This window comes from Croceicoccus ponticola (assembly GCF_004004515.1).
GTDB lineage: Bacteria > Pseudomonadota > Alphaproteobacteria > Sphingomonadales > Sphingomonadaceae > Croceicoccus > Croceicoccus ponticola.
This window is the reverse complement of record NZ_RXOL01000007.1, coordinates 25213-48100: the sequence shown is the minus strand read 5'-3', so window position 1 is coordinate 48100 and position 22888 is coordinate 25213. Positions and strand designations below refer to the sequence as shown.

Below are 22888 nucleotides of genomic sequence, written 5' to 3'. Positions count from 1 at the left end.
ACAACGGCGCTTGGCCAATCATGGCCATCGCGTTGCTGCTCATCGTGCAGTTCGCGCTGATTTTTACCCACGCGGTGAACTGGGACGAATCCTACCACTACGGCCAGCTCTACGATCTTGCGACGGGTCAGCCGCTGGGCGCGCTGCAAACGCTTTACCTGCGCGCCTATACCTGGATCGTCGCATTGCCGGGCAACGCCATCGACCACGTCGTCATCGCCCGGATCGGGCAATGGCTGTGCGAGTGGGTCACGCTGGCGATGATTTTCGTCCTTGCGCGACGGTTCGTCGATCGGACAAGCGCGATTGTTGCCACGCTCGCTTATCTGGCGACCGGATATATTTTGCAGCATGGCTTCGCCTTGCGCGCCGATCCAATGGTGACGGCCGTGCTGATTGCGGCGCTTGCGCTCTTTACGCGCAGCACACTGGGTTGGCGCGGAATCCTCGGCGTCGGGTTGCTGGCGGGGTTTGCGCCCATGTTGTCGATCAAGGCCGTGCTTTACGCGCCCGCATTTGCCGGAATCGCATGGTTGCGGTGGTGCGAGTTCGGGCGGACCGGCAAGGCAGCGCTTCGGTTCGTCGCGATCGGCGCCATCGCCATCGCGACATTCGCTATCGTGTTTGCCCTTCATTCGGCCATGCTGGCGCCAAAGGTCGCGGCGGTCGATGGCTCGATCGGCCTTGCCAATTCGGCTGCAAGCCGCATGTTCTTTATCGGACGTCCCAACAATCTCGGGTCCCTGATCCAGGGTATTCTGACCGGACTCGGCTTGACGTCACTGGTTGTGGCCGCGCCGTTTGCGATTGCAAAACGGGCAGGTTCACGGGCGGAAAAGATCGCTCTGGCGGGATTGCTGCTGCCGGCCGTGTTGCCTTTCGTCTACGAAAACACCGCGCCTTATTTTTACGTTTTTATGCTCGCGCCGGTCGCGGTCGCCTGTGCCACGTCGGTGGCATGGCTCAGGCCAAAGATACCGGCCATGGTGATGACCGCCTTGCTGGTCGCGCTCGCAATTCCGGTTGCGATTGGGGACAATCGGACCACGATAGACAACCAGCGACGGCTGGCGACAGAGCTCGATGCAATGTTTCCGGCGCCAGTGGCCTATTTCGATCACGCCGATGTCGCGCCGCGCAACTTCAAGCGGAACCCCATGCTGACGCCATGGGGATATCGCGGTTATCTGCATCGCGGCGTTCCCGTCTATCGCCAGACGATGGAGCGGGAACCCGTGCCGTTGCTGGTTCCCAACTGGTGGGTCTTGCGCGGTATGCTGAACGGCAGCGACGAATTCTTCCTGCCCGAAGATGCGAAGGTGCTGCGCGAGAATTACCTGCCGTTCAATGGACCGATCTGGCTTGCGGGAAAGACGATTGCCCCCGGTCCTGCCAAGGCGGTCGAAATTCTGGTTCCCGGCCCGTACACAGTTCGTGACGCAAATGTTGTGATTGATGGCGTGAACCATGCCATCGGGGCAATCGTCCTGCTGAACAGGGGCGAGCATCGCATTGCCGCAACGGGCGGTGGCACCCCTGCCCGGCTCGTCTGGGGCAACCGTATCGAGCCGCGCGACCGGCTGGATTTCCAGGCAACCTGGGTACCGTTCTGATGACTGTCACCACTCCAAACGCCTCTCCCAACTCCGCTCAATCGGTCATGTGGCCAGCGGTCGCAATCGCCCTGCTGCTGGCCGCGCAGGCGACGCTGGTGTTTACCCGCGCAATCAATTGGGACGAATTCTTCTTCTATTCGCAAGTACATCAATTCCTGCGCGGAGAGGCGTTACCGCCCTTTAACACGATCCACGTCCACCTTTTTACATGGCTGCCCGCCGTCGCCGACAACGGAGTGGATGCGATCGTCATCGCCCGGATTGTCATGCTCCTTTGCGAGCTGGTCACGATGGGGGCGATCTATGCGATCGGGGTCCGGCTAGCCGATAGGACATCGGCCTTGATCGCGGTGCTTGCCTACATTTCGGCTGGCTTCGTCCTCCAGCACGGTTTTTCGTTCAGGGTCGACCCGATCGTTACCGCAGCCTTGATGACGGGGCTGGCTATCCTTGTCACCGCACGCCTTTCGATCATCGCCATCGCGGGCTTCGCGCTGATCGCCGGGTTTGCGGGAATGGTGACGATCAAGGCGATCCTGTTCGCTCCCGCCGTTGCCGGCGTCGCGCTTTGGCGCTGGTCCGAAAGCGATTTCGACAGGCGGATGGCCCTGCGCTTGATGGCCTGTTTTGCCGGAGCGATCGTCGTTTGCGCTCTGCTCTATCTCTATCATTCGGGGCAGCTCGCCCGCAGCCTTGCCAGCGGCGGTTTCGACGGTGTCGAAGCCCGGGGCGACGGGATGCTGCGTTCTGCCGGGACTTCTGTCTTCTTCCTGGGCGTTCCACCCTATATCCAGATGGTGCAGAAAGGACTGTGGACCGCGCCCCTCCTCGCACTGCTCGTCGTAACGGCGCCGATCGCGATCCTGCGAAATCGCGACGGAGGGGTGTGGCGCAAGGTGCTGTTTCTGGGGTTCTGGCTGCCGATCCTGACGCTGGCTTTTTATCGCAACACGGCGCCTTATTATTACGCCTTCATGCTTGCACCCGTCGTGCTTGGCACCTTGCCCGCCATTGCCGTCTTGCGCCGGCACGCCTCTGCGCCAATTCTCGCGATTGCATTCCTGCTGCCTGCCGCAGTCGTGCTGCTGAAAGAGGATCGCGCGGTCATCGACAACCAGAGAGCGTTGGTCGTCACCGCATCGCTGCTTTTCGATGAACCTGTCGATTACTTCGATCACAACGGCATGATCGCCGGATACCGCAAGGCGAACGGCTTCATGACCCCGTGGGGCCTCGAAGGCTATCGCGCACACGGCCAGTCGATGTTCCGTACGATCATGGAAACGCGCACGGTCCCTCTGCTCGTCGAGAACGACGAATTGCTCGTAGACTTATTGCGCGGATCGACCTCGGCGGAAAACCTCTATCCCGAAGACAGCCGCGTGTTGCGCGACAATTACGTGCCGGTCTGGGGTGCGATCTGGCTTGCGGGCAAGGAGATTGCGGGCGGATCGTCGATCTCTACCGAAATCCTCGTCCCCGGAACGTACAGGGTCGAAGGCGGCGATCTCGCCATCGACGGCGCGGCTGTCGCGACAGGTTCCACGGTGCATTTGGAGCGCGGCGAGCACAAAATCGCCAACACTTCGGACCGCACCGCGCGCATCGTCTGGGCCGATGTCGATAAACTGCCAACGGCTCCCGCGCCCGATGGCCGCCTGTGGATCGGATTCTGACCCGATGGCCCAGCCGCGCATCCTCTTCATCACCCGCAAATGGGCGCCCGCAATCGGCGGCATGGAAACCTATTCGATGCGTTTGGTCGAGGCGCTGGGTGAATCGACCGACCTGAGAGTGCTTTCGCTGCCGGGCCGCGCCGACGGAAGGCCGCCAGGGTCCACGGCTCTCCTTGGCTTTGCGCTCCGCATTTGCAGAGAGCGCCTGTTTACCAGCCGTGACAACGATGTCGTTCACATCGGCGACATGGCCAGTTGGCCTCTCGCCCTGCCGTTTCTGGTGGCCAAGCATCGTCCCCAGATCGTGCTCAGCGCCCACGGAACCGACGTGTCGTATGCTGGCAGGAAATCATGGCGCGGCCGCTGTTATCGGCTTTATCAGCGGATCGGCGCATACCTATTGTCCGGGGCGAAAGTTATCGCCAATTCGAAGGCGACAGCGCAGGCTGCACGGGAAAGTGGATGGGCTGACTTACGAGTCGTTCCGCTCGCTACCGATATAGCTGCGGATAGCCCCCTGCAGGAAATCGACGGCAGAACGCTCCTCTTCGCCGGACGGCTCATACCGCTCAAAGGTTGCGGCTGGTTTGTCGATCAGGTCCTGCCCTTGTTACCGGATACCATGCGGCTTCACGTGGCCGGACCACCATGGGACGAGACTGAACGCCGTCGTATGAACCATCCTCGAGTGGACTATCTAGGCACGCTAGATCGCGAGGCCCTGGCTGGCGAATATCGCAACGCCATCTGCATCGTTGTTCCGAACGTGGCCATGGGCAACGGCCAATTCGAAGGCTTCGGCCTTGTCGCTCCGGAAGCGGCTGGGGCCGGAGGCGTCGTGCTCGCATCTCGCACCGGCGGATTGATCGACGCGGTTCTTGATGGCGAAACCGGCTTCCTCGTCACCGCTGGTGACGCGGAAGCTTGGGCAGAAAAGATCATGGCGGTCGCAACGTGGACGAGAGAAGAGCGGGTGCGGTTTACCGATGGCGCCCGCCTTCGTGTGCAAGAACATTTCAACTGGGACCGTGTGGCTAGAGAGACGCTGACGACATATCTCGGTGGCGAGCTCCTGCCCATCCAACTCAGCTCGCGAAACTGAGCTATCACAAAAGTCCGGCCCAACGAAGCGACTACGCCGATGATACATGTTTTGAATTTTTCAAAGCGTTCAAAGCGTTCGAAGCTGTCATGGAAAAGAAGCATCGCCGGCTTGCTGACCGGCCGAAGGATTGCGATCATGCGAAGTGAGGCCTTAGCCCCGATGACGGAACGACCGATGCAATCCGAGCCGAGCGACGTCACGGTCGTCATTCCTGCGTACGGCCAATCTCCCCATTTGCGTTCGGTGCTGGAAGCTTTGCGGCGACAGACGTGCACCCCGGACCTGATTGTCGTCAGCCATTCTGCCGATGCGGATCCCACGCCATGGATCGAGAGCGAGTTTCCAGAGGTCGTTATCCTCCATTCACCAACGCGTCTTTACGCCGGAGCCGCGCGAAACCGGGGAGTGGCGATGGCCATGACCGAATTCGTGGCATTCTGCGACTGCGATGTACTACCTGCCGACAACTGGCTCAAAAATCTGCGAATGGCGATCTGTGAGGGCGAAAATCGATTTGTGGTGGGCGCTGTCGGCATAGCCGAAACAGGGGGTTATTGGGGCACGACGAATTGGCACTGCGAGTTCAGCGAACAGGCACCGTGGCGTCCCGCTGGCGAGCAGAATGGCGGGGCATCTTGCAATATGATGGTTCGTCGTTCCGACTTCGAAAAGGTCGGCGGCTTTGATGGATCCCAACGTATCGGCGAAGACACGTTACTTTTGCGCAACCTGAGGAATCTTGGACTTAAGCAGTATCTAAATCCCGATGCCGTTGTGGGGCATTACAACTTAACAGGTATCAGATTATTTTCCCAACATCAGTACAATCATGGCTTGTATTTTAGCAATGTTCGGAAAAAAGTTGAAATGCCCGGATCTGCACTTGTCCGCCACCCTCCGCTAGCCGCCTTATTGTTCGCCCCCAAGGCCGCCGTCGTACTGAGGCGGATGGCGCAAGACAGGGGCGGTCGGGTCGCGCGGATTCTACGCTACGGCCCCGGCGTGTTGCTAGGTTCGCTGATCTTTGCGGCTGGGGCTTTGCGAGGATCGATAGGCAAGTGATCTGGCATCAATAGAAGCGGGTGTTTCGCAAGAGATGCCATTTCACAAAGTAGGCAGGGTAAAATGCAGCCCAAAAGGCATAATAGCTGAGCTTTTGCAGGAAATTTCGGGCGTTTTTGCGATGAACTTTTGCCTGCTCGGCTAGCATCTCATGTCGGGCACTCCAAGTCTCCCGCGAACTGATCCCTGTCGCCGGCATTACCGAAATAATCTGTGGCACAGTCTTTAAACCATATCCGGCAAACTTGGCGCGCAGGATGTGGTCATAATCCATCGTGAGCCGCAATTTTGGATCGAAGCCGCCAATATCTTCGAACATCGCACGGGCGCAAAACAACCCTTGGTGCGGATTGAGCATCCGGTAGTTGGTAAAGCGCGAGAATTTCCGCGATGGCAACCGCTCAATCCCACCCTCGCCCTTGTCGAAAAGGACGTCAAAACCGACCATGCCATCACCTGAAAGGTGCCGCACAGCTCGGCTCAGGCTATGATTTTCGAAAAACGTGTCCTCCGCCTGAAGCACAAGGACCCATTCACCGTCGGCCATCGCGATGCCCTTGTTCATGGCATGGGCAATCCCCTCGTCTGGCTCGCTGATCCAGCTAACCGCACCGCCGAGACTTTCGAGATAAGCGCGCGTGCCGTCGGTAGATCCACCATCGACAATAACGTGCTGAACGTTGGGATATTCCTGCGATGCCACGCTTTCAACCGTCTGCCTCAAACCGTCGAGCGCGTTGAAACTGGCGGTAACAATCGTGATCCGCGGATGGTCAGGCATCGCCATCACGCTTACCTGATCCATTCAGCAATTTTCGATACAAAGCCTGATGCTGCGCAACCACCGTTGAATTGCCGAACCGGGAAAGCGCATCGGCTCGGTTCCGCTCACGGCCATCGATCCGTGATACCGTCATGATCGCTGCTCCCAAGGCGGAAGTATCGAACGGTGGCACAAGCTTGCCGTGCCAGGGTTCTTGAATGATATCCCGCAATCCGCCAATATCAAATCCGACACATGGCGTCCCGCAGCACAGCGCTTCTACCATCGTATTAGGGAGATTGTCCTGACGCGACGGTGCGACGAATACATCTGCGGCGTTGTAGAGCGCGGCCAGCGCCGCCTCGTCATTGACAGGCCCGAGTGCACGGCATTTGATCCCGAACATCTCACCCGTCTCCCGCTTCGCACCACCGAAGGTCACCAGACTAGTAGACGCCCGGTCCTCAGCGCCGATATTTTGGAGCGCAGTCCGCAGCAAATCGGCGCCCTTGCGCGGATCGTCGTCAGACCTGACCGCACCGAAGAGCACGATCCTGCCATCTTGCGGCAGTTCGAACCGATCACGCGCCATGCTGCGGTCGATGGGCTTGAATATCTCGGTATCGAGCGTGTTGGCGATCGTTACTTTGGGCCATTCGCGCGCCAGCAGGCTCTCGTTCGCCGTGCGCTCCATCCAGGAACTGGGGCAAACAAGCGTCGGGCGCCACCCCTGCCATATCCGCCGCTTGCGTTCGATGTTAAATCGATCGGCGTCATGCGCACATCGGTTGGCGTAACCGTCGATAAAGCCGTCGTCGCTCGCATAATGCTCAACCCCGCAGAATGCCCATTGGTCGTGGCAGGTCCATGCAATCGGAATGCCGGGCTGCACGAACTCTGCAAGGCTGGCGGCTTCGGCGCCCATCCAGTGGTAATGCAGGATGGTCGGTCGATAACGCTGGATGGCCGCGCCAATTCCCGTGGATACGAGCGCCAGCGTTCGCATAGCCTGCCTGTCCGCATGTGCCAGTGCCAGTGCCCCCAAAGTCCGCCGAGAACCAGCACGCAACAACCGGGCCAGCAGGGCGCGGGGCGCGCCCATGTCGTCAATCCATGAATCCGAGCCAGTCTTGTCTGCCACAAGCATGCGGGCATCCATCCCGGCAGCCCGCTGCGCTTCGACAAGCCGCCGCGCCGCAATCGCGGCACCACCACCCGCATCGTTGGCATTCACGTGAAGGATGAGCTCAGTAATGCTCACGGTTCTTGCAAAAGCCTCGCCATCCCACTCTTAAAGGCTGTCGCGAATGTGTCGCCGATAACCCTTCCGGCTCCGCCTTCAGAAACAAGTGCCCCGGCCAGATCATGTGCCAACCCCTTGGGGTCGATCGAGTCCGGTCGGTGGCATGGGATGCCGGCTCGGGCAGCGAGATGGCCTACCTTTCCCCGACCCAGCGTGTAATCGATTGCGACAGTCGGCAGCCCGGCTTGGAGCGCGAACACGACTTGTTCGCCGAGCACCATACCTAAGTTGATCAATTTACTGCGCATTGATCCTAATTTCCAGCTCTATTGAGATATTTACAGTACAGTGCCGCCACCGCCGAGGATAGGCTGAAACGGTTAATCACGGGTTATCCCGAACCCTGCATGGCTAAACGCGTCACGCCCGCGTCCCCGCGTGGTGGCACACATATTCAGGCGATGGCTGGTTCGCCCTTTACGCCTTATTCACCAAATTCCGCCACAACGTAATCCATTGCCTCACAGCGCGCTTTTGACGCGTCGAGACAAAGCGGAGTTTCTGATGAACGCATTCGGCCGTCGCAATGGTATGAGTGGATCCTCGCAGGCGCGTCCCGCGTTTGGCGTGGCTCGACCGATGAAGGGGGCCGAGCCGCTGCGCACGCAGCCGCCGATGCCGCCGCCGATGGTGGACGACAGCTTTCCGCCGCCGCCGATGGCTCCCGCCTCGCCCGAGGACGAGGCGCTTGCGAAGCTGGCGGAGCGGGCGACCGCCCACCATTCCGGCGAAGCGGTGGTCGAAGGGTTCGAGGCCAGCGTCCATCGCATCAAGGAACAGGTGCTGCCGCGCCTGCTCGAACGGGTCGACCCCGAGGCTGCGGCGACGCTGACCAAGGACGAGTTGTCCGAGGAATTCCGCCCGATCATCCTCGAAGTTCTTGCCGAACTCAAGATAACCCTAAACCGGCGCGAACAGTTCGCGCTGGAAAAGGTGCTGGTCGACGAATTGCTCGGCTTCGGTCCGCTGGAAGAGTTGCTCGGCGATCCGGACATCACCGACATCATGGTGAACGGCCCGAACCAGACCTATATCGAACGCAAGGGCAAGCTGGAACTCGCCAAGGTGAAGTTCCGCGACGAAAGCCACCTGTTCCAGATCGCCCAGCGCATCGTGAACCAGGTCGGCCGCCGCGTCGATCAGACCACGCCGCTGGCCGACGCTCGTCTTAAGGACGGCAGCCGCGTCAACGTCATCGTACCGCCGCTCTCGCTCAAGGGCACGGCGATCTCGATTCGTAAGTTCTCCGAAAAGCCGATCACGATCGACATGCTCCGCGACTTCGGGTCGATGAGCGACAAGATGGCGACGTGCCTGAAGATCGCGGGCGCAAGCCGGATGAACATCGTTATTTCGGGAGGTACGGGTTCGGGCAAGACCACGATGCTCAACGCCCTGTCGAAAATGATCGATCCGGGCGAGCGCGTGCTGACAATCGAAGATGCGGCTGAGCTTCGCCTGCAGCAGCCGCACTGGCTGCCGCTCGAAACACGCCCGCCCAACCTTGAAGGACAAGGCGCGATTACCATCGGCGATCTTGTTAAGAACGCCCTGCGCATGCGTCCTGACCGCATCATCCTGGGCGAAATTCGTGGCGCGGAATGTTTCGACCTGCTCGCCGCGATGAACACCGGCCACGATGGTTCGATGTGTACGCTTCACGCCAACAGCCCGCGCGAATGCCTTGGCCGTATGGAAAACATGATCCTGATGGGCGACATCAAGATCCCCAAGGCCGCGATTTCGAAGCAGATCGCCGATTCGGTCGACCTCGTCGTGCAGGTGAAGCGCCTTCGCGACGGTTCGCGCCGTACGACCAACATCACCGAAGTGATCGGCATGGAAGGCGACGTCATCGTGACGCAGGAGCTGTTCAGCTACGAATATCTCGACGAAGGCGACGACGGCAAGATCATCGGCGAACACCGCCCGTCGGGCCTGCGCCCCTACACCTTGGAAAAGGCGCGCCAGTTCGGCTTCGATAAGGCTTACCTGCAGGCCTGCCTGTAAGGCGTAGGCCTGTTCAAACTGGCGACAGCCAGGTTGCCAGCGCGAAAAAGGCGGCGACCCCGGCGGCGAACAGGGCGAGAAGAAAGACCGGAGCCCAAGGGACGCAGCCGACCCTATCCGGCTCAGCGCGGCGCGATCGGCGACGGTCGCCGATGATGGACCAGGCGGCGATGACGAGAGCGGCCAGCGCCAGCGCGGCCCAATTGGCGGCATCGCTTTCGAACAGTCCCGTCATCGCTCTTTTCCGTCGCCAGCCCATCTTCGCGCTTGATCCCCAAGCGCCGCGCACCCCATAGGCGCGCCATGGCGCCAAGCGCAAACCTTCAGCCGTCAGGTCCGCAGCAACGTCCGCTTTTCGCGCTGATGGTGCGATTAGGCGCCGCGATCTGCCTGGCCACGATGTTCATGCTGATCAAGTTGGGCGACCAGCGCGGCATCGATCTGCCGCAGATGCTGTTCATCCGTCAGTTCGCAACAGTCCCTGTTCTGCTGGGTTGGCTGCTGCTGTGCGGCCGAATTACGGACATGCGCAGCGACCGTATCGGATCGCATGCCGCACGCGCGATAACCGGTTCGGTGGGCATGGTGCTCAATTTCCTCGCGCCAATCCTGCTGCCGCTGGCGGTGGCCACGACGCTGGGCTTTACCGCGCCGATCTTTGCCGTGGTGCTGTCCTATTTCGTCCTGCGCGATCATGTCGGGCCATGGCGCTGGACGGCGACAGCCTTGGGTTTTGCCGGGATCGTCATCGTTGCCGATCCGTTCGCGGCCAGCGTGCCCTTGCTTGGCGCGGCGGTGGGCATCGGCGGCGCATTCATGGTTGCGCTGATCTCGCTTCAGATCCGCGACCTGACCCGGACGGAAAACTCCATCGCCATCGTCACTTGGTTTGCGATTTTCGCCAGTCCCTTCCTGTTCGTCGCGTCGTTGTTCACGTCGTGGGATCTGTCCGCCGTCGATTGGACCATTCTGATCTGCCTCGGCATCAGCGGCATCGCCGCGCAAATGCTGCTGACGACCTCGCTGCGGCTGGGCAGTGTCGCGAGTGTCATCATCATGGATTATTCGATGTTGCTCTGGGCTACGTTTTACGGTTGGGCAGTTTTCGACGCATGGCCGCCATTTACGCTTTGGCTTGGCGCCCCCCTGGTGATCCTGGCGGGAACGATCATCGTTTGGCGCGAACGCGTGTTGGCCAAAGAAAATGCGTCGCGAACCATGGCCTAGGGGGAACCGCATCACTTCGGGTGCGTTATCGCATTCAAGTTACTCAGGAAAGGAAGTCCTATGATCCGTCGTATTCTTCTCGCCACCGCGCTGGTCGGCATTACGCTTTCGGCTTCGGCTTGCAACACTGTCAAGGGCCTTGGCCAAGACGTCGAATCTGTTGGTGAAGCCGGCGACGACGCGGTCTGATCCCTTTCTAATCCCAATTTAGCGCAACGGCCCGTCGGACAGATTGTCCGGCGGGCCTTTTCTATGATGCTTGGTAGACTAGCATCAGGTTGTTGGCAGGCATCGAGATACGCCGCGTGCGCCGCATCCCATGCTCTACAGCCAGCTTGTCGACTTGCGCCAGATCGCGCAGGCCCCAGTTCGGATCGCGCGCCCTCAGGCTGAGGTCGAAGGACAAGTTCGACGGCGCAGTCCCGACATCCCGTTCGAAAAACGGTCCATAGAGGATAAGGGCACCATCCCGCTTAAGGATTTGCCGAGCGCCCTCGAATAGCCCCACCGTCGCGGCCCATGGCGCGATATGGGTCATGTTTGCGCAAAAGATCGCATCGACCTTTATCGCCGGCCATACGCCCGACGTGAGGTCGAGCTGATGTGGCGGCAGGATGTTGTCCAAGCCCGTGTCATCCCGCCATGCTGCAATGGAACGCAGCGCATCTGCCGAAACGTCGGTCGGCTGCCAGGTTAAATCGGGGAAACAGCGCGCGAAATGCACAACGTGCTCGCCGGTGCCGCTCGCGATCTCAAGCACGGTGCCGGTCTTCGGCAAAAGCTCCACAAGCATTGCGGCGATAGGCTCGCGGTTACGCAGGGTTGCGGGCGCGTGCTGCTTGCCCGCCCCGGGCCCGAGTTCGAAGGGCTGCGGTTCAGATCCAGCGTCGGACATGTCGGCAATATTCCCGGTATTCATCCCCGAACGTGGCGGAGAGATACGACTCTTCGCGCCGGATCACTTGCGTATGAATGGCAACTATCGACAGCGGCAGGGTCAGCAATCCGCCAAGGCAATTGGCCGCAACGGCGATGCCGAAACTCGCGATCACCATGCCCAGATACATCGGGTTGCGCGTGATGCGATAAACGCCTTCCGCTACGAACGCAGTGTCGCGCTTCCAAGGTTCGGGATTGTTCCCCGCCTTGCGAAAACGCAGCAGCGCGCCAAGCACGAAGGCGCAGCCGATCAGGATCGCACCGCCGCCCAAAACAACGCGAACGCTGTTCGAGATGGCCGGGTTCAACCCGAACAAGTCATCGATCGCACAGCCGATCAACAAAAAGCCCACAAAGACCAACGGCGGCGGAAATCCTACATTCGGGCTGTCGCTGTCGCGGGTAAGAAATGCCATCAGGCCAGCGCCTCCTCAGCGGAAGTATCGTCGACCACACCATCCGACTTGGCCACATCGGCGCCATGTTGCCAGATCGCGGCGAGGATCGAACCGATGACGACGTGATAGACCGCCGAAATCGCGGCCGGCACCGGAGCCAGCGCGGCCTGCATCGGGTTGACGAACTGCGCCGCGAAAGATGGCGCCGACGCAAGGCTCGCCCCCAGACCGGAATTCTGCATGCCGACCTCGATCGAAATGGTGCGTGTCTCGTTTCGACCAAACCCGAGCATCCGGCTGATCGCCCAGCCCAGCGCAAAGCCGATGGCGTGAAGCAGGAAAAGCGCCGCCAGCAGCACGCCGGCATGCGCTTCTATCAGCGGTTTCGATTTCGCGACGATCCCCGCCACGATGATGACGACGAACAGTATCGACACGAGCGGAGCAACAGGGGCGATGCGATGGGTCAGCCGCGGCACGGTTCGCGCCAGCGCGACGCCCACGACAACCGGGATCAGGACGACGGAGACCATACCGGTAAACAGCTCCCACCTGTCGATCTCGATATAGACGCCCGCCAGCCAGCCCGTCAGCAGCGGGGTGAGGACGATCGCGATCATGGTGGATGCCATCGTCAAGGTTACCGACAGCGCGACATTGGCCCGCGCCATGAACGCGATGACGTTGCTGGCCGTGCCGCCGGGACAACACGCGACAAGGATGATGCCGACCGCCAGCCCCGTCGGCAGTGCGAACGCGGCGGCAAGTCCCGCACCGGTCAGCGGCATGATCGTGAATTGTAGGACGACGCCCGCCAAAACTGCTCGCGGCATTTTCGCGACACGGTGGAAATCGGCCAGCGTCAGCGTCAACCCCATGCCCAGCATGATGACACCCAGCATGACGGACACGAGCGGCTGGCCCAGCGGCCGGATCGATCCGTCCGTGACCCATGCGAACTGATCGGGCGCCATCCACGCCCAGCCCACGCCGAGCACGGTCCACACTGCGAACAAGTTGGTAATCCGGTTCAGCATCATCGCCCCTCTTCCCCGCCTGCGCTTATGGCAGCGACGAAGGGGGGCGGCAACGCTGTCAGCTTCCGCCGATTTCGGACAAGCTCGGTTCGCCCGGGGGCACCCCTTCTCCCTTGTAGACCAGCACCGGCTTGCGCGCGGCGCGGGTTTCATCAAGGCGACGGCGCGGGGCGTAATGGGGCGCAGTCTTGAGGCTTTCGTCCTTTGCCTGTGCCCGTTCGGCAAGGCTGCGCATCGACCCGATGAAGCGGTCCAGCCCCGCCTTGCTCTCCGTCTCTGTCGGTTCGATCAGCATCGCGCCGTGGACGACGAGCGGGAAGTACACCGTCATCGGGTGGAACCCTTCGTCGATCAGGCCCTTTGCGATGTCGAGCGTGGAGAAACCTTCGGGCAGGTCGTCGTCGCTGAACAATGCTTCGTGCATGCACGGCCCGGCGTGGGCGAACGGCGCGTCCAGCACGTCCTCAAGACTGCGCAGGACATAGTTCGCGTTCAACACCGCATCCTCGGCCACTTGGCGCAATCCGTCGACGCCGTGGCTGAGGATATAAGTGAGCGCGCGGGTGAACATGCCCATCTGGCCATGGAACGCGGTCATGCGCCCAAACGTCTGCGGCAAGTGTTCCTTGGCCCCGCGTTCCTCAATCAGCCGCAGCCGGCCCTTTTCGTCGCGGCGCACGAACGGGATCGGCGCAAAGGGCGCAAGCCGTGCCGACAGCACTACCGGGCCCGAACCCGGCCCGCCGCCACCGTGCGGGGTGGAAAACGTCTTGTGCAGGTTGATGTGCATCGCATCGATGCCAAGGTCGCCGGGGCGCACCTTGCCGACGATGGCGTTGAAGTTCGCGCCATCGCAATAGACGAGCCCGCCCGCGGCATGGACCGCGTCGGAAATCGCCTTCATCTCCCGCTCGAACAGGCCGCAGGTGTTGGGGTTGGTGATCATCACGCCGGCAACGTCGGGGCCAAGCCGCGATTTCAACGCATCGAGATCGACCCGCCCGTCCTTGGTCGCCGGGATGTTTTCGACACGGTAACCGGCAAAGGCCGCCGTCGCCGGATTGGTGCCGTGGGCGCTTTCGGGGACAAGGATGACCTCGCGCGCATCGCCGCGCGCCTCCAGCGCCGCGCGCATGGCCAGGATACCGCACAGTTCGCCATGGGCGCCCGCCTTGGGGCTCATCGCGACCGCTTCCATGCCGGTCAGCTTGCACAGCCAGTCGGCCAGTTGCTCGATCACCTCGAACGCGCCCTGCACCGTGTCCATCGGTTGCAGCGGGTGGATGTCGGCGAAACCGGGCAGCCGGGCCATCGCCTCGTTCAGGCGCGGGTTGTGCTTCATCGTGCACGAACCCAGCGGGAACGGGCCAAGGTCGATCGCATAGTTCTGACGCGACAGACGGGTATAGTGGCGCACGGTTTCCGGTTCGGTCAGACCCGGCAGGTCGACCGGAGCGGACCGTGCGAATTTCGCGAGCGCGGGGCTGATTTCGCCAGGCTCGCTATCGAAATCGACGCCGCATTTGCCGAAACCGCCCAGTTCGAAGATCAGCGGTTCTTCGAGCGCGAGGCCCGCATCGCCGCTGCTCGTCATCGGGCGGGCGCCGGTTTCGCCAGCAGCGCCCATTTCGGGCTTCCAGCCGCTCTTGTTCGGGGCGTTCATGCCAGTTCCTCCGCAAGCGCGGCGACAAGGGCATCGATATCCTCGTCGCTACAGGTTTCGGTCACGCACACGACCAGCCCTTCGGACAAGTCGAGCGCATCGGGATAGAGCCGGCCCAGCGCCACGCCCGACAGAATGCCCCGCTTCGCCAGTCGCATCGCGACTTCGCGCGCGTCGTGGCCGTTCAGCCGAAGCGTGAATTCGTTGAAGAAACCGTCGGTGTTGACCAGATCGACGCCCGGAATGGCCGCCAGCTTGTCCGCCGCCGCCACCGCGCGAGCGTGGTTTATGCGGGCGAGCTTATCCAGTCCTTCGCCGCCCAAGAGCGTCATGTGGATCGAAAACGCCAGCGCGCAGAGGCCGGAATTCGTGCAGATGTTGCTCGTCGCCTTTTCGCGGCGGATATGTTGTTCGCGCGTCGACAGCGTCAGCACGAAACCGCGCTTGCCATCGGCGTCGACCGTTTCGCCGCACAGCCGACCCGGCATCTGGCGCACGTATTTTTCCCGCGCGCCGAACAGGCCGAGGTACGGCCCGCCGAAGTTGAGTCCGACTCCCAGCGACTGCCCTTCGCCCGCCACGATGTCGGCGCCCAGCGCACCGGGGCTTTCCAGCATGCCCAGCGCGACAGGTTCGGTCACGACCGCGACCAGCAGAGCGCCCTTGGCATGGGCAGCGTCAGCGATCTTGCGCAGATCGGGGATGCGGCCGAGGATGTCGGGATATTGCACGACGACGCACGAAGTCTTGTCGTCGATCATGGCGATCATCGCATCGTCACCGGCATCGGCGACCAGCGCAGGGGAAAGGGCGCGGATTTCGTCCTTGGTGAACTTCGCCATCGTCTGCGCAGTCATCAGGTAATGCGGATGGATCGGTCCGATCACCACGCCGTCGCGACGGGTGATGCGCCCGGCCATCGCGATCGCCTCCCAGCATGCGGTCGAACCGTCGTACATCGATGCATTGGCGATGTCGGTGCCGAACAGGCGGGCGACCTGCGTCTGGAATTCGAACAGGACCTGCAACGTGCCCTGCGCGATTTCGGGCTGATACGGCGTATACGCGGTGAGGAATTCGCCGCGCTGGATCAGGTGATCGACGCTGGCCGGGATATGATGGCGATAGGCCCCCGCGCCAAGGAAGAACGGCGCGTCCGCCGCCGACAGGTTCTTGGCCGCAAGCCTGCGCATGTGCCCTTCAACCGCCATCTCGCTGGCATGCATCGGCAGGCCTTCAATCGGGCCGGGCTGCAACGCCTCTGCCGGAACGTCCCGGAACAGGTGGTCTATTTCGCTGGCGCCGATCGTGGCCAGCATGGCCTCGCGGTCGGTGGGGGTCAGGGGCAGGTAGCGCATGTCGGATGGGTCCCTTGGGGCTTTCAGGCCTTGAAGGCGAGGAAACGCAGGCGGACGTAATCGGCGGTCCAGTTGCCGTCCCGGTCCTGCAATTGCGGGGCAAGCAGCGTCGCGGTTTCGGCGATCATCGCCTCCCCGTCCTGCTGATCGAAGAAACCGTGGCGAAAGGTGTGAAGCCATGCGGCCATGCCATCGGCCAATGGCGTCGGGCGCGGGATCAGCGCGATGCTGTCGACGCGAAAGCCTGCGGCCTCAAGCTCGCGCCGGGCGCGCGCGACGTTGGGATAGTTTTGACGGTCGACCGGGTCCAGACCATGCGCCGTCGCCACGGCGCGGATGGCGGTGCGGATCGCGGCGATGATGCCGAACCCGCCGCATTCGCAGGCAAAGCGCCCGCCCGGCATCAACGCGCGGTGCACCCCGGCAAAGACGGACGGGTGATCGGGCATCCAGTGCAAGGCGGCGTTGGAAAAGACGGCATCGAATTCACCGTCGAAGTCCAGCCCCTGTCCATCGCCCTGCCGCACGGTCAGCCCGCGTTCTCGCGCACGATCCAACAAGCCCGCGTCAGCGTCGAAACCCAGCACGTCGGCGCCGGTCTGCGCGATGCGCGCGGTCAGCACCCCGTCACCGCAACCGAGGTCGAGGACACGTTCCCCCGCCATCGGTGCGAGCAGGTCGAGCACGGCCTGCCCCAGCGCCGGGACAAACGCACCCGTCGTCCCGTACGCCGCGGCATCCCATGCCTGAGGGGTTCCGATCCTCGCCATCGTCAGAGGCTGTCGACGTATGCCTTGTACGCTGCTTCGTCCATCAGGCCGTCGAGTTCCGACGCGTCCGACAGAAGCACCTTGAACAACCAGCCATCGCTTTCGGGCTTCGTATTAACCAGTTCCGGTTCGTCGTTGAGCGCGGCGTTCGCTTCGCGCACCTCGCCCGACACCGGGGTGTAAACGTCCGACGCAGCCTTCACCGAATCGACGACCGACACCGAATCGCCCTTGCCGACCTTGTCGCCCTCGCCCGGAAGCTCGACGAAGGTAATGTCGCCCAGCTGTTCCTGCGCGTAATCGGTGATGCCGACCGTGCCCATCGGGCCGTCGACCGAAATCCATTCGTGGTCCTTGGTGAAATAGGTGGTCATGGGGCTTCAGGCCTTCTTGCGGTGGTAACGGTGGGGAACGAAGGGCATGTCGATTACGGTCGCGGCCAGCATCTTGCCGCGCACTTCGATGGCCAGCCGGGTGCCGGTGGCTGCGTGTTCGCTTTCGACATAGCCCATCGCGATGGGTGCGCCGATGGTCGGCGCAAAGCCGCCGCTGGTGACTTGGCCGACCTGTTCGTTGCCCGCAAAGATGGCGGCGCCTTCGCGCGCGGCCATGCGGCCTTCGATCATCAGGCCGATACGTCGGGTGTCCGGCCCGTTGGCCAGCCTTGTCAGGATCGTGTCCGCCGCCGGAAAGCCGCCATCTTCGCGCCGTTTCTTCGATATCGCAAAGGCGAGATAGGCGCTGACAGGGTCGGTGTCTTCGGAGATGTCGTGGCCATAAAGCGGCAGGCCCGCTTCCAGCCGCAGCGAATCGCGGGCGCCAAGCCCGATCGGCTTCACTTCGTCCATCGCGACCAGCGCGTCGGCCAGCGCGGTCGCGCTTTCGGCGGGGACGGAAATTTCGAACCCATCCTCTCCGGTATAGCCGCTGCGAGTGATGTAGAGCGGGACGTCGCCCCACATGGCTTCGGTGCCCTGCATGAAGACGAGTTCCTGCACTGCGGGCACGAGCCTGCCCAGCGCATCCGCCGACTTTGGCCCCTGCAGCGCCAATAGCGCCTGTTCATCGTGATAATTGAGCGTGATTTCGTCGGGCAGGTATTCGCGCAAGTGACCGATGTCTTCCCACTTCGTCGCGCCGTTCACGACCAGCACGAAGCGATCCCCCGCATTCGTCACCATCAAGTCGTCAAGGATGCCGCCATGTTCGTCGAGCAGCATCGAATAACGCATCCGGCCCGGCTTCAGCGCCGAAAAATCGCCGGGCATCAACGCCTCCAGCGCTTCGGCAACGCCGTCACCCGACACCGAGATCTGTCCCATATGCGACACGTCGAACAGGCCCGCGCTTTCACGTGTCCAGTTATGCTCGGCGATGATGCCCCCAAGCGGGCCCGCGTATTGGATGGGCATTTCATAGCCCGCGAACGGCACCATGCGTGCGCCGTGAGCGCGATGCCATGCATCGAGCGGCAGCTTTTCGATGGCCGGCTCTTCGAAAGTTTCGGCTACTTCGTTCTCGGTATCGGTCAACACTGGCTCCGTCGTCAAAAGTCGGCCTCGCGGGCCGCGAACGTGCAACCCACCGGCCCCCTCTGTCACGGAAACCTGAGAGCTTTCCCCCGCGCCGTCAAAGGTGCGAAGTTACCCCTTCGGTGGTGCCGCCGCGATTACGGCCAGGCACGCTTTCCAGAGTGTCGCTATCGACCGGCACGGTCCATTGTGCCTGAGAGATTCCGGGGCGGTTGCTCCTTCGGCGGTCCGCTTTTCAGCCCGATGGGCCGAATCACGAACACTCTCCCGCGCGGTCAGCGACGTGCCGAACCTGTGTCCGCGCGCGTCGGCCAAGTCAATCGGAGAGCGACGATGCGACGGGGAAAATCCCGCGTTGGGCACGAGCCATTACCGGCGCGCGATGGATTCCGTCATTGTCATGCAGGAAACGCCCATCCGATTTTGCCCCCGCCAGGGCCAGCATCGCCCGCGCGACGTCGTCTGCCCCGATCGATCGAAATCGCCGGTACTGACCGTGAAGCACAACGTCGAGCAGCGGGCTGGCCGCGATGGCGAGGCGTTCGGCCGTCCGGCGGTCATCTCCGCGATGCCCGCGCAACAGGCCGGGGCGCAGGATATCGACCCGCTGGAAGTCGAGCTTCTTGATCGCCTCTTCCAGCTCGCCCTTAACGCGCAGGTAAAACGATTTTGCATGCGGGTCCGCGCCGACCGAGCTGATCGTCACCATCTGGCGCGTGCCCGCATGCGCCGCCGCCTTGGCGCATTGCAGAACGAGACCGTAATCGACCGCCCGGAACGCCTGTTCGTCCTTGCCCGCCTTTTGCCATGTGGTGCCCAGCGCGCAGGCCAGCACGTCGGGCTTCATGTCGGCGATGGCCCCCGGCCAATTGGCGGGATCGGCGATGATCATTTCCATCCGCGCGCCATCGGGCAGCGGCGCTTCCCTGCGGGCCAGCGCGGTCAGGCGCACATGCGGGAAATCGCGCCCTTGTGCGATCAGGCTCATGCCGACAAGTCCGGTCGCGCCGATCAGCACCATGCGCTGGGTTTTTGCCTCAGACATTGCTCAGTTCCTCGGGCGGGGGACCGAAGATCGCGGTGTACTGCCGGATGGCGTAACGGTCGGTCATCCCCGCGATGAAATCGGCGATGTGGCGCGCGCGGCCCGGCTGGCTTTCGGGCAAGGCCGCCTGCCAATCGGCGGGCAGCAGGGCCGGATCGGCGGCATAGGCTTCGTGCAGCCGCTGCAACAGATCGACCGCAAGTTCCGCGGTCCGCTTCTGCTGCGGGTGGTAATATACGTTATCGTACATGAACCGCTTGAGCCGCCGTTCCGCCTCGCTCACTCCGCGCGAAAAACCGGACAGCGGCTTGCCCGCCTGCCGCACGTCCATCGCGTTGACGATCCCTTCGCTGGCGATCCGACCGCGCGTTTCGGCAATGACATCGTTGACCATCCAGCCGATCTGTCCGCGCACCAGCTCGCGCTGCAGCCGGTCTTGCGCCGTGCCGGGAAACCGGCGTTCGATCGCGCGCCACTGATCAGCTATGAAATCGATCGCCAGCAACTGGTCGAGGTCGATGAAACCTGCACGAAGGCCGTCTTCGATATCGTGGTTGTCGTATGCGATGTCATCGGCAACCGCCGCGACCTGCGCCTCCAGGCTGGGCCAGCGGGTCAGGTCGAACGGGAACGCGCGGTCCAGTTCCGCCAGAGCCCAGGGCAATGGCCGCTCGGTGGAAACCGGGCCGTTATGCTTGGCCAGCCCTTCGAGCATTTCCCACGACAGGTTCAGCCCGTCGTGCGTGCAATAGGGACTTTCCAGCCGCATCAGCACGCGCAGGGTGTGGGCATTGTGATCGAAGCCGCCATGGTCCGCCAGCGCACTGGCAAGCGCATCCTCCCCGGCATGGCCGAACGGGGCGTGGCCGATGTCGTGGGCAAGGCACAGGGCTTCGGTCAGATCCTCGTCCAGCCCGAGCGAGCGCGCGATGACACGGCCGACTTGCGCCACTTCAAGGCTGTGGGTCAGCCGGGTGCGATAATGATCGCCATAGGGTGCGACGAACACCTGTGCCTTGTGCTTCATCCGGCGAAACGCGATCGAATGGATAACCCGGTCCCGGTCGCGCTGAAACGCGCTGCGTGGCCCGCGGACGCCACCACCCGGCTCGCCGAATTCGCGGCCACGGGTAAGCGCCGGATCGGATGCATAGGGCGCTCGTGCACCCGATGCCGCCGGGACGGGTTGGCCATGACCGGGTCCGTGTTCGCCGGTGGGGTTCAAGGCTGCGCCTGTCGTGTCCATCCGCGCGCCCCTGCCAGAAACCGACCCGTGTTTGAAGTGGGGATCAGTCGTCGCCGAGAATCCAGTGCGCCGCAGCGACCGCGTGGATTTCCGCCCCGTCGAAGATCGGCAGGACGTTCGCTTCGGTATGGACGATCAGGTTCAGCTCGGTACAAGCCAGCACGATCGCCTCTGCTCCGTCCTTTTCGAGGTTGGTGATGATCGTGCGCAATTCGCGCTCGCTCTGCCGTCGGACTTTGCCCAGCATCACTTCTTCGTAGATGATGCGGTCGATCGTTTCGACCGTCTCCATCTCGGGCGGAAGCAGTTCGATGTCGCGGGACAAGAGCCGGCGGCGATAGAATTCCTCCATCATCACGCTACGCGTACCCAGGATCGCCGCCTTGTTCGCCCCTTCGGCGATCATCGCGTCGGCAACGCAATCGGCGATGTGCAGGATCGGGATCGACACCGCATCGACCAACCGGTCGTAGATACAGTGCATCGAATTCGCCGCGATCACCAGCGCCTGCGCCCCGCCAGCTTCAAGCCGCCTGGCCGAAGCGGCCAGCGTGTCGGCGGCCTGCTCCCATTCCTCGCGCGTGGAAAGCCGATAGAGCGGCGCGAAGTCGAGGCTTTCGATCATCAACGGCGCCGACGATTGCGGGCCCTTCGCCTTTTGCACGATGCGGTTGATATCTTCGTAATAGCCGCGGGTGGAAACCCAGCTCATTCCACCGATCAGCCCAAGTTTGCGCAAATTCCCGAATCCCTCATGAGTTCTGGCCCGTCTGGCCACCTTAGGTAAAAAAAGAGCGGCGCGTCCAGCGACGTGCCGCTCCTTTCATCGTTCACGAAGAACTAATGGTCAGTGAATGCCGATCGTATCCTTGGTGGCATCCGGATCGTCGGCGACCGTACCGCCCGAACGGATCGCGCCCAGCATCAGGATGCCCGCCGCGTGCGGGGCGGCCATCGAAGTGCCGCTCAACGTCGCGTAGCCCCCATCCTTGTAAGTCGAATAAATGTAAAAGCCCGGCTCGGCGAAATCGATCGGCGGGTTGCCATAGTTGGAGAAGTAGGCCCAAGTGTCGCCCTCTCCGATCGCGCTGATCGTATAGATATAGGGCCCTTCCGCGCGCGCGGGCGAATGGTTGTTCGCATTGTCGCTATCGTTGCCGGCAGCAAGCGCGAAGAAGATATTCTTGCCGAGGTCGGCCCCGTCCGCGGAAATGCCCATGGATGCATTGTAGACCGCATTGTCGATGTCGGCATCGGCTCCGCCGCCAAGGCTCATGTTCGCGACGTCATCGTCGGCCGCATTGATCGCGACATAGTCGATCCCCGCCAGCACGTCGGACCATGATCCGCTGCCGTTGCGATCGAGAACCCGAACGGCGACAACTTTCGATCCCGGCGCCACGCCAGCCATGCCGACGTTATTCTTCTTTGCAGCGATGGTGCCCGCGACATGGGTGCCGTGGCCGTTTTCGTCGTTGCCGCCGTTATCTTTCCCGCGCGAAACGAGGTCGACGCTGCGCGCGCGGTCGACGTTGAGATCGGGGTGATCGAGATCGATCCCGGTGTCGATGACCCACGCAGTCTTGCTGCTGGTTGTCGTGCCGCCATTCACGCGGGTAATGTCCCAGCGGACTTCGGAGGGCGTCGGCGAAGGCGTGGGGCTGCCGCCGGGGCCCTTGCCCGGAGGGGGAGCGAGCGTCACGACGCGGTCTGCCTTGCAACTTGCGATGCCGGGGTTTCTCGCCTGCATCTGCTGCACACCGCGTTCGGAGGCGTAGACCGAAAATCCGCGCGCCGCCGTTGTATAAACGTGCATCACGCGTCCGCCATTGGGGCGTGCTGCCCCTTCTGCTGCGACGCGGGCCAGTCCCTTGGGCACAGCGGCGGGATGGAAAAAGCAGATGTACTGGTTTTCGATCTTGTCGCCGGATCTGCCCTGCGCGGCTGCCGGCATGGCAATGGTGCTGGCGCTGGCGAGCGCGGCTACGATCAGTCCGGTTTTAAACATGACCCTTTGTCTCCCTGACAATCCCCCGATCCCGAGGCAACTGCGGAAGACTACGCCCTTGAACGCAGGGCGCAACGCCATTTAGCATCTTTTGAAACCAGCCGGCGAACGGTCCACCCGGTAGGATGGT

General features: G+C 62.3%; 22 protein-coding genes and 2 riboswitches. Of the genes, 7 read left to right on the top strand and 15 right to left on the bottom strand.

Annotation, left to right across the window (positions count from 1 at the left end; genetic code table 11):
• The first annotated feature begins 20 nt into the window (after positions 1 to 20).
• The 4 genes from EKN06_RS13180 (at position 21) to EKN06_RS13165 (ending at position 5459) form a co-directional block, all read left to right on the top strand.
• Positions 21 to 1613, top strand: a complete 1593-nt coding sequence (locus EKN06_RS13180) for an ArnT family glycosyltransferase (RefSeq protein WP_205693899.1) — start codon at positions 21 to 23, stop codon at positions 1611 to 1613.
• A complete protein-coding gene (locus tag EKN06_RS13175) occupies positions 1613 to 3292 on the top strand; it encodes an ArnT family glycosyltransferase (RefSeq protein WP_127613385.1) in 1680 nt (559 codons plus the stop codon). The genes EKN06_RS13180 and EKN06_RS13175 overlap by 1 nt, the downstream gene beginning before the upstream one ends.
• Before the next feature lie 4 nt (positions 3293 to 3296).
• On the top strand, positions 3297 to 4394 hold the full coding sequence (locus EKN06_RS13170) for a glycosyltransferase family 4 protein (RefSeq protein ID WP_164844072.1): 1098 nt from the start codon (positions 3297 to 3299) through the stop codon (positions 4392 to 4394).
• Positions 4395 to 4556: 162 nt separating this feature from the next.
• Positions 4557 to 5459, top strand: coding sequence for a glycosyltransferase family 2 protein (locus EKN06_RS13165; protein ID WP_164844071.1), 903 nt, complete (start codon positions 4557 to 4559; stop codon positions 5457 to 5459).
• Positions 5460 to 5466: 7 nt separating this feature from the next.
• Here EKN06_RS13165 and EKN06_RS13160 read toward each other — a convergent pair whose 3' ends face one another.
• Together EKN06_RS13160 and EKN06_RS13155 are read right to left on the bottom strand one after the other, a co-directional pair.
• Positions 5467 to 6264 carry a glycosyltransferase family 2 protein gene (locus EKN06_RS13160; RefSeq protein ID WP_127613382.1) on the bottom strand — a complete coding sequence of 266 codons (798 nt, stop codon included), beginning with the start codon at positions 6262 to 6264 and terminating at the stop codon, positions 5467 to 5469.
• Positions 6233 to 7456, bottom strand: a complete 1224-nt coding sequence (locus tag EKN06_RS13155; protein WP_164844070.1) for a glycosyltransferase — start codon at positions 7454 to 7456, stop codon at positions 6233 to 6235. The genes EKN06_RS13160 and EKN06_RS13155 overlap by 32 nt, the downstream gene beginning before the upstream one ends.
• 696 nt (positions 7457 to 8152) lie before the next feature.
• On the opposite strand from EKN06_RS13155, the gene EKN06_RS13150 reads away from it, so the two are divergent.
• Positions 8153 to 9535: a TadA family conjugal transfer-associated ATPase gene (locus EKN06_RS13150; protein ID WP_420810796.1), complete on the top strand. Its 1383-nt coding sequence runs from the start codon at positions 8153 to 8155 to the stop codon at positions 9533 to 9535.
• A 13-nt stretch (positions 9536 to 9548) separates the two neighbouring features.
• On the opposite strand, the gene EKN06_RS13145 is transcribed toward EKN06_RS13150, so the two are convergent.
• Positions 9549 to 9770: a hypothetical protein gene (locus EKN06_RS13145; protein ID WP_127613379.1), complete on the bottom strand. Its 222-nt coding sequence runs from the start codon at positions 9768 to 9770 to the stop codon at positions 9549 to 9551.
• Between the two features lie 68 nt (positions 9771 to 9838).
• Here EKN06_RS13145 and EKN06_RS13140 point away from each other — a divergent pair, with 68 nt between their 5' ends.
• Together EKN06_RS13140 and EKN06_RS13135 are read left to right on the top strand one after the other, a co-directional pair.
• Positions 9839 to 10762: a DMT family transporter gene (locus EKN06_RS13140; protein ID WP_127613378.1), complete on the top strand. Its 924-nt coding sequence runs from the start codon at positions 9839 to 9841 to the stop codon at positions 10760 to 10762.
• A 60-nt stretch (positions 10763 to 10822) separates the two neighbouring features.
• Positions 10823 to 10951: an entericidin A/B family lipoprotein gene (locus EKN06_RS13135; protein WP_127613377.1), complete on the top strand. Its 129-nt coding sequence runs from the start codon at positions 10823 to 10825 to the stop codon at positions 10949 to 10951.
• A 61-nt stretch (positions 10952 to 11012) separates the two neighbouring features.
• Here EKN06_RS13135 and EKN06_RS13130 read toward each other — a convergent pair whose 3' ends face one another.
• The 12 genes from EKN06_RS13130 to EKN06_RS13075 all read right to left on the bottom strand — a co-directional run bounded on the left by EKN06_RS13130 (position 11013) and on the right by EKN06_RS13075 (position 22758).
• The gene (locus tag EKN06_RS13130) at positions 11013 to 11681 is read right to left on the bottom strand and encodes a DUF938 domain-containing protein (protein WP_338068107.1); all 669 of its coding nucleotides are present in this window, start codon (positions 11679 to 11681) and stop codon (positions 11013 to 11015) included.
• A complete protein-coding gene (locus EKN06_RS13125) occupies positions 11638 to 12117 on the bottom strand; it encodes a methyltransferase family protein (RefSeq protein WP_127613375.1) in 480 nt (159 codons plus the stop codon). The genes EKN06_RS13130 and EKN06_RS13125 overlap by 44 nt, the downstream gene beginning before the upstream one ends.
• Positions 12117 to 13136: a bile acid:sodium symporter family protein gene (locus EKN06_RS13120; protein WP_127613444.1), complete on the bottom strand. Its 1020-nt coding sequence runs from the start codon at positions 13134 to 13136 to the stop codon at positions 12117 to 12119. Before EKN06_RS13120 ends, EKN06_RS13125 begins: the two co-directional genes overlap by 1 nt.
• Before the next feature lie 58 nt (positions 13137 to 13194).
• Entirely contained in the window at positions 13195 to 14799 is a 1605-nt protein-coding gene (gene gcvPB, locus EKN06_RS13115; RefSeq protein ID WP_127613374.1) for an aminomethyl-transferring glycine dehydrogenase subunit GcvPB, read from the bottom strand.
• A complete protein-coding gene (gene gcvPA / locus EKN06_RS13110) occupies positions 14796 to 16157 on the bottom strand; it encodes an aminomethyl-transferring glycine dehydrogenase subunit GcvPA (RefSeq protein WP_127613373.1) in 1362 nt (453 codons plus the stop codon). Before gcvPA ends, gcvPB begins: the two co-directional genes overlap by 4 nt.
• A gap of 23 nt (positions 16158 to 16180) precedes the next feature.
• Positions 16181 to 16927, bottom strand: coding sequence for a class I SAM-dependent methyltransferase (locus EKN06_RS13105; RefSeq protein WP_127613372.1), 747 nt, complete (start codon positions 16925 to 16927; stop codon positions 16181 to 16183).
• A 2-nt stretch (positions 16928 to 16929) separates the two neighbouring features.
• The gene (gcvH, locus tag EKN06_RS13100) at positions 16930 to 17301 is read right to left on the bottom strand and encodes a glycine cleavage system protein GcvH (RefSeq protein ID WP_127613371.1); all 372 of its coding nucleotides are present in this window, start codon (positions 17299 to 17301) and stop codon (positions 16930 to 16932) included.
• Positions 17302 to 17307: 6 nt separating this feature from the next.
• Entirely contained in the window at positions 17308 to 18459 is a 1152-nt protein-coding gene (gcvT, locus tag EKN06_RS13095; RefSeq protein WP_127613370.1) for a glycine cleavage system aminomethyltransferase GcvT, read from the bottom strand.
• A 52-nt stretch (positions 18460 to 18511) separates the two neighbouring features.
• A riboswitch (glycine riboswitch) is annotated at positions 18512 to 18629 on the bottom strand.
• A riboswitch (glycine riboswitch) is annotated at positions 18630 to 18739 on the bottom strand.
• 36 nt (positions 18740 to 18775) lie between these two features.
• The gene (locus EKN06_RS13090) at positions 18776 to 19504 is read right to left on the bottom strand and encodes an NAD(P)H-binding protein (protein ID WP_127613369.1); all 729 of its coding nucleotides are present in this window, start codon (positions 19502 to 19504) and stop codon (positions 18776 to 18778) included.
• Complete coding sequence (locus EKN06_RS13085) at positions 19497 to 20750, bottom strand: deoxyguanosinetriphosphate triphosphohydrolase (protein ID WP_127613368.1); 1254 nt, start codon at positions 20748 to 20750, stop codon at positions 19497 to 19499. The genes EKN06_RS13090 and EKN06_RS13085 overlap by 8 nt, the downstream gene beginning before the upstream one ends.
• A gap of 43 nt (positions 20751 to 20793) precedes the next feature.
• Positions 20794 to 21489 carry an aspartate/glutamate racemase family protein gene (locus tag EKN06_RS13080; protein WP_127613367.1) on the bottom strand — a complete coding sequence of 232 codons (696 nt, stop codon included), beginning with the start codon at positions 21487 to 21489 and terminating at the stop codon, positions 20794 to 20796.
• A gap of 108 nt (positions 21490 to 21597) precedes the next feature.
• Entirely contained in the window at positions 21598 to 22758 is a 1161-nt protein-coding gene (locus tag EKN06_RS13075; protein WP_127613366.1) for a S8 family serine peptidase, read from the bottom strand.
• Positions 22759 to 22888: the final 130 nt, after the last annotated feature.

What these genes read in the sequence shown, in the direction of transcription:
- EKN06_RS13180 (WP_205693899.1), top strand. Translation starts at nt 21, where the DNA reads ATGGCCATCGCGTTGCTGCTCATCGTGCAGTTCGCGCTGATTTTTACC.
- EKN06_RS13145 (WP_127613379.1), bottom strand. Translation starts at nt 9,770, where the DNA reads ATGACGGGACTGTTCGAAAGCGATGCCGCCAATTGGGCCGCGCTGGCG.
- EKN06_RS13135 (WP_127613377.1), top strand. Translation starts at nt 10,823, where the DNA reads ATGATCCGTCGTATTCTTCTCGCCACCGCGCTGGTCGGCATTACGCTT.
- EKN06_RS13175 (WP_127613385.1), top strand. Translation starts at nt 1,613, where the DNA reads ATGACTGTCACCACTCCAAACGCCTCTCCCAACTCCGCTCAATCGGTC.
- gcvPB (WP_127613374.1), bottom strand. Translation starts at nt 14,799, where the DNA reads ATGAACGCCCCGAACAAGAGCGGCTGGAAGCCCGAAATGGGCGCTGCT.
- EKN06_RS13125 (WP_127613375.1), bottom strand. Translation starts at nt 12,117, where the DNA reads ATGGCATTTCTTACCCGCGACAGCGACAGCCCGAATGTAGGATTTCCG.
- EKN06_RS13165 (WP_164844071.1), top strand. Translation starts at nt 4,557, where the DNA reads ATGACGGAACGACCGATGCAATCCGAGCCGAGCGACGTCACGGTCGTC.
- EKN06_RS13105 (WP_127613372.1), bottom strand. Translation starts at nt 16,927, where the DNA reads ATGGCGAGGATCGGAACCCCTCAGGCATGGGATGCCGCGGCGTACGGG.
- EKN06_RS13085 (WP_127613368.1), bottom strand. Translation starts at nt 20,750, where the DNA reads ATGGACACGACAGGCGCAGCCTTGAACCCCACCGGCGAACACGGACCC.
- EKN06_RS13160 (WP_127613382.1), bottom strand. Translation starts at nt 6,264, where the DNA reads ATGGATCAGGTAAGCGTGATGGCGATGCCTGACCATCCGCGGATCACG.
- EKN06_RS13090 (WP_127613369.1), bottom strand. Translation starts at nt 19,504, where the DNA reads ATGTCTGAGGCAAAAACCCAGCGCATGGTGCTGATCGGCGCGACCGGA.
- EKN06_RS13150 (WP_420810796.1), top strand. Translation starts at nt 8,153, where the DNA reads ATGGTGGACGACAGCTTTCCGCCGCCGCCGATGGCTCCCGCCTCGCCC.
- EKN06_RS13170 (WP_164844072.1), top strand. Translation starts at nt 3,297, where the DNA reads ATGGCCCAGCCGCGCATCCTCTTCATCACCCGCAAATGGGCGCCCGCA.
- gcvH (WP_127613371.1), bottom strand. Translation starts at nt 17,301, where the DNA reads ATGACCACCTATTTCACCAAGGACCACGAATGGATTTCGGTCGACGGC.
- EKN06_RS13120 (WP_127613444.1), bottom strand. Translation starts at nt 13,136, where the DNA reads ATGCTGAACCGGATTACCAACTTGTTCGCAGTGTGGACCGTGCTCGGC.
- EKN06_RS13130 (WP_338068107.1), bottom strand. Translation starts at nt 11,681, where the DNA reads ATGAATACCGGGAATATTGCCGACATGTCCGACGCTGGATCTGAACCG.
- gcvPA (WP_127613373.1), bottom strand. Translation starts at nt 16,157, where the DNA reads ATGCGCTACCTGCCCCTGACCCCCACCGACCGCGAGGCCATGCTGGCC.
- EKN06_RS13075 (WP_127613366.1), bottom strand. Translation starts at nt 22,758, where the DNA reads ATGTTTAAAACCGGACTGATCGTAGCCGCGCTCGCCAGCGCCAGCACC.
- EKN06_RS13140 (WP_127613378.1), top strand. Translation starts at nt 9,839, where the DNA reads ATGGCGCCAAGCGCAAACCTTCAGCCGTCAGGTCCGCAGCAACGTCCG.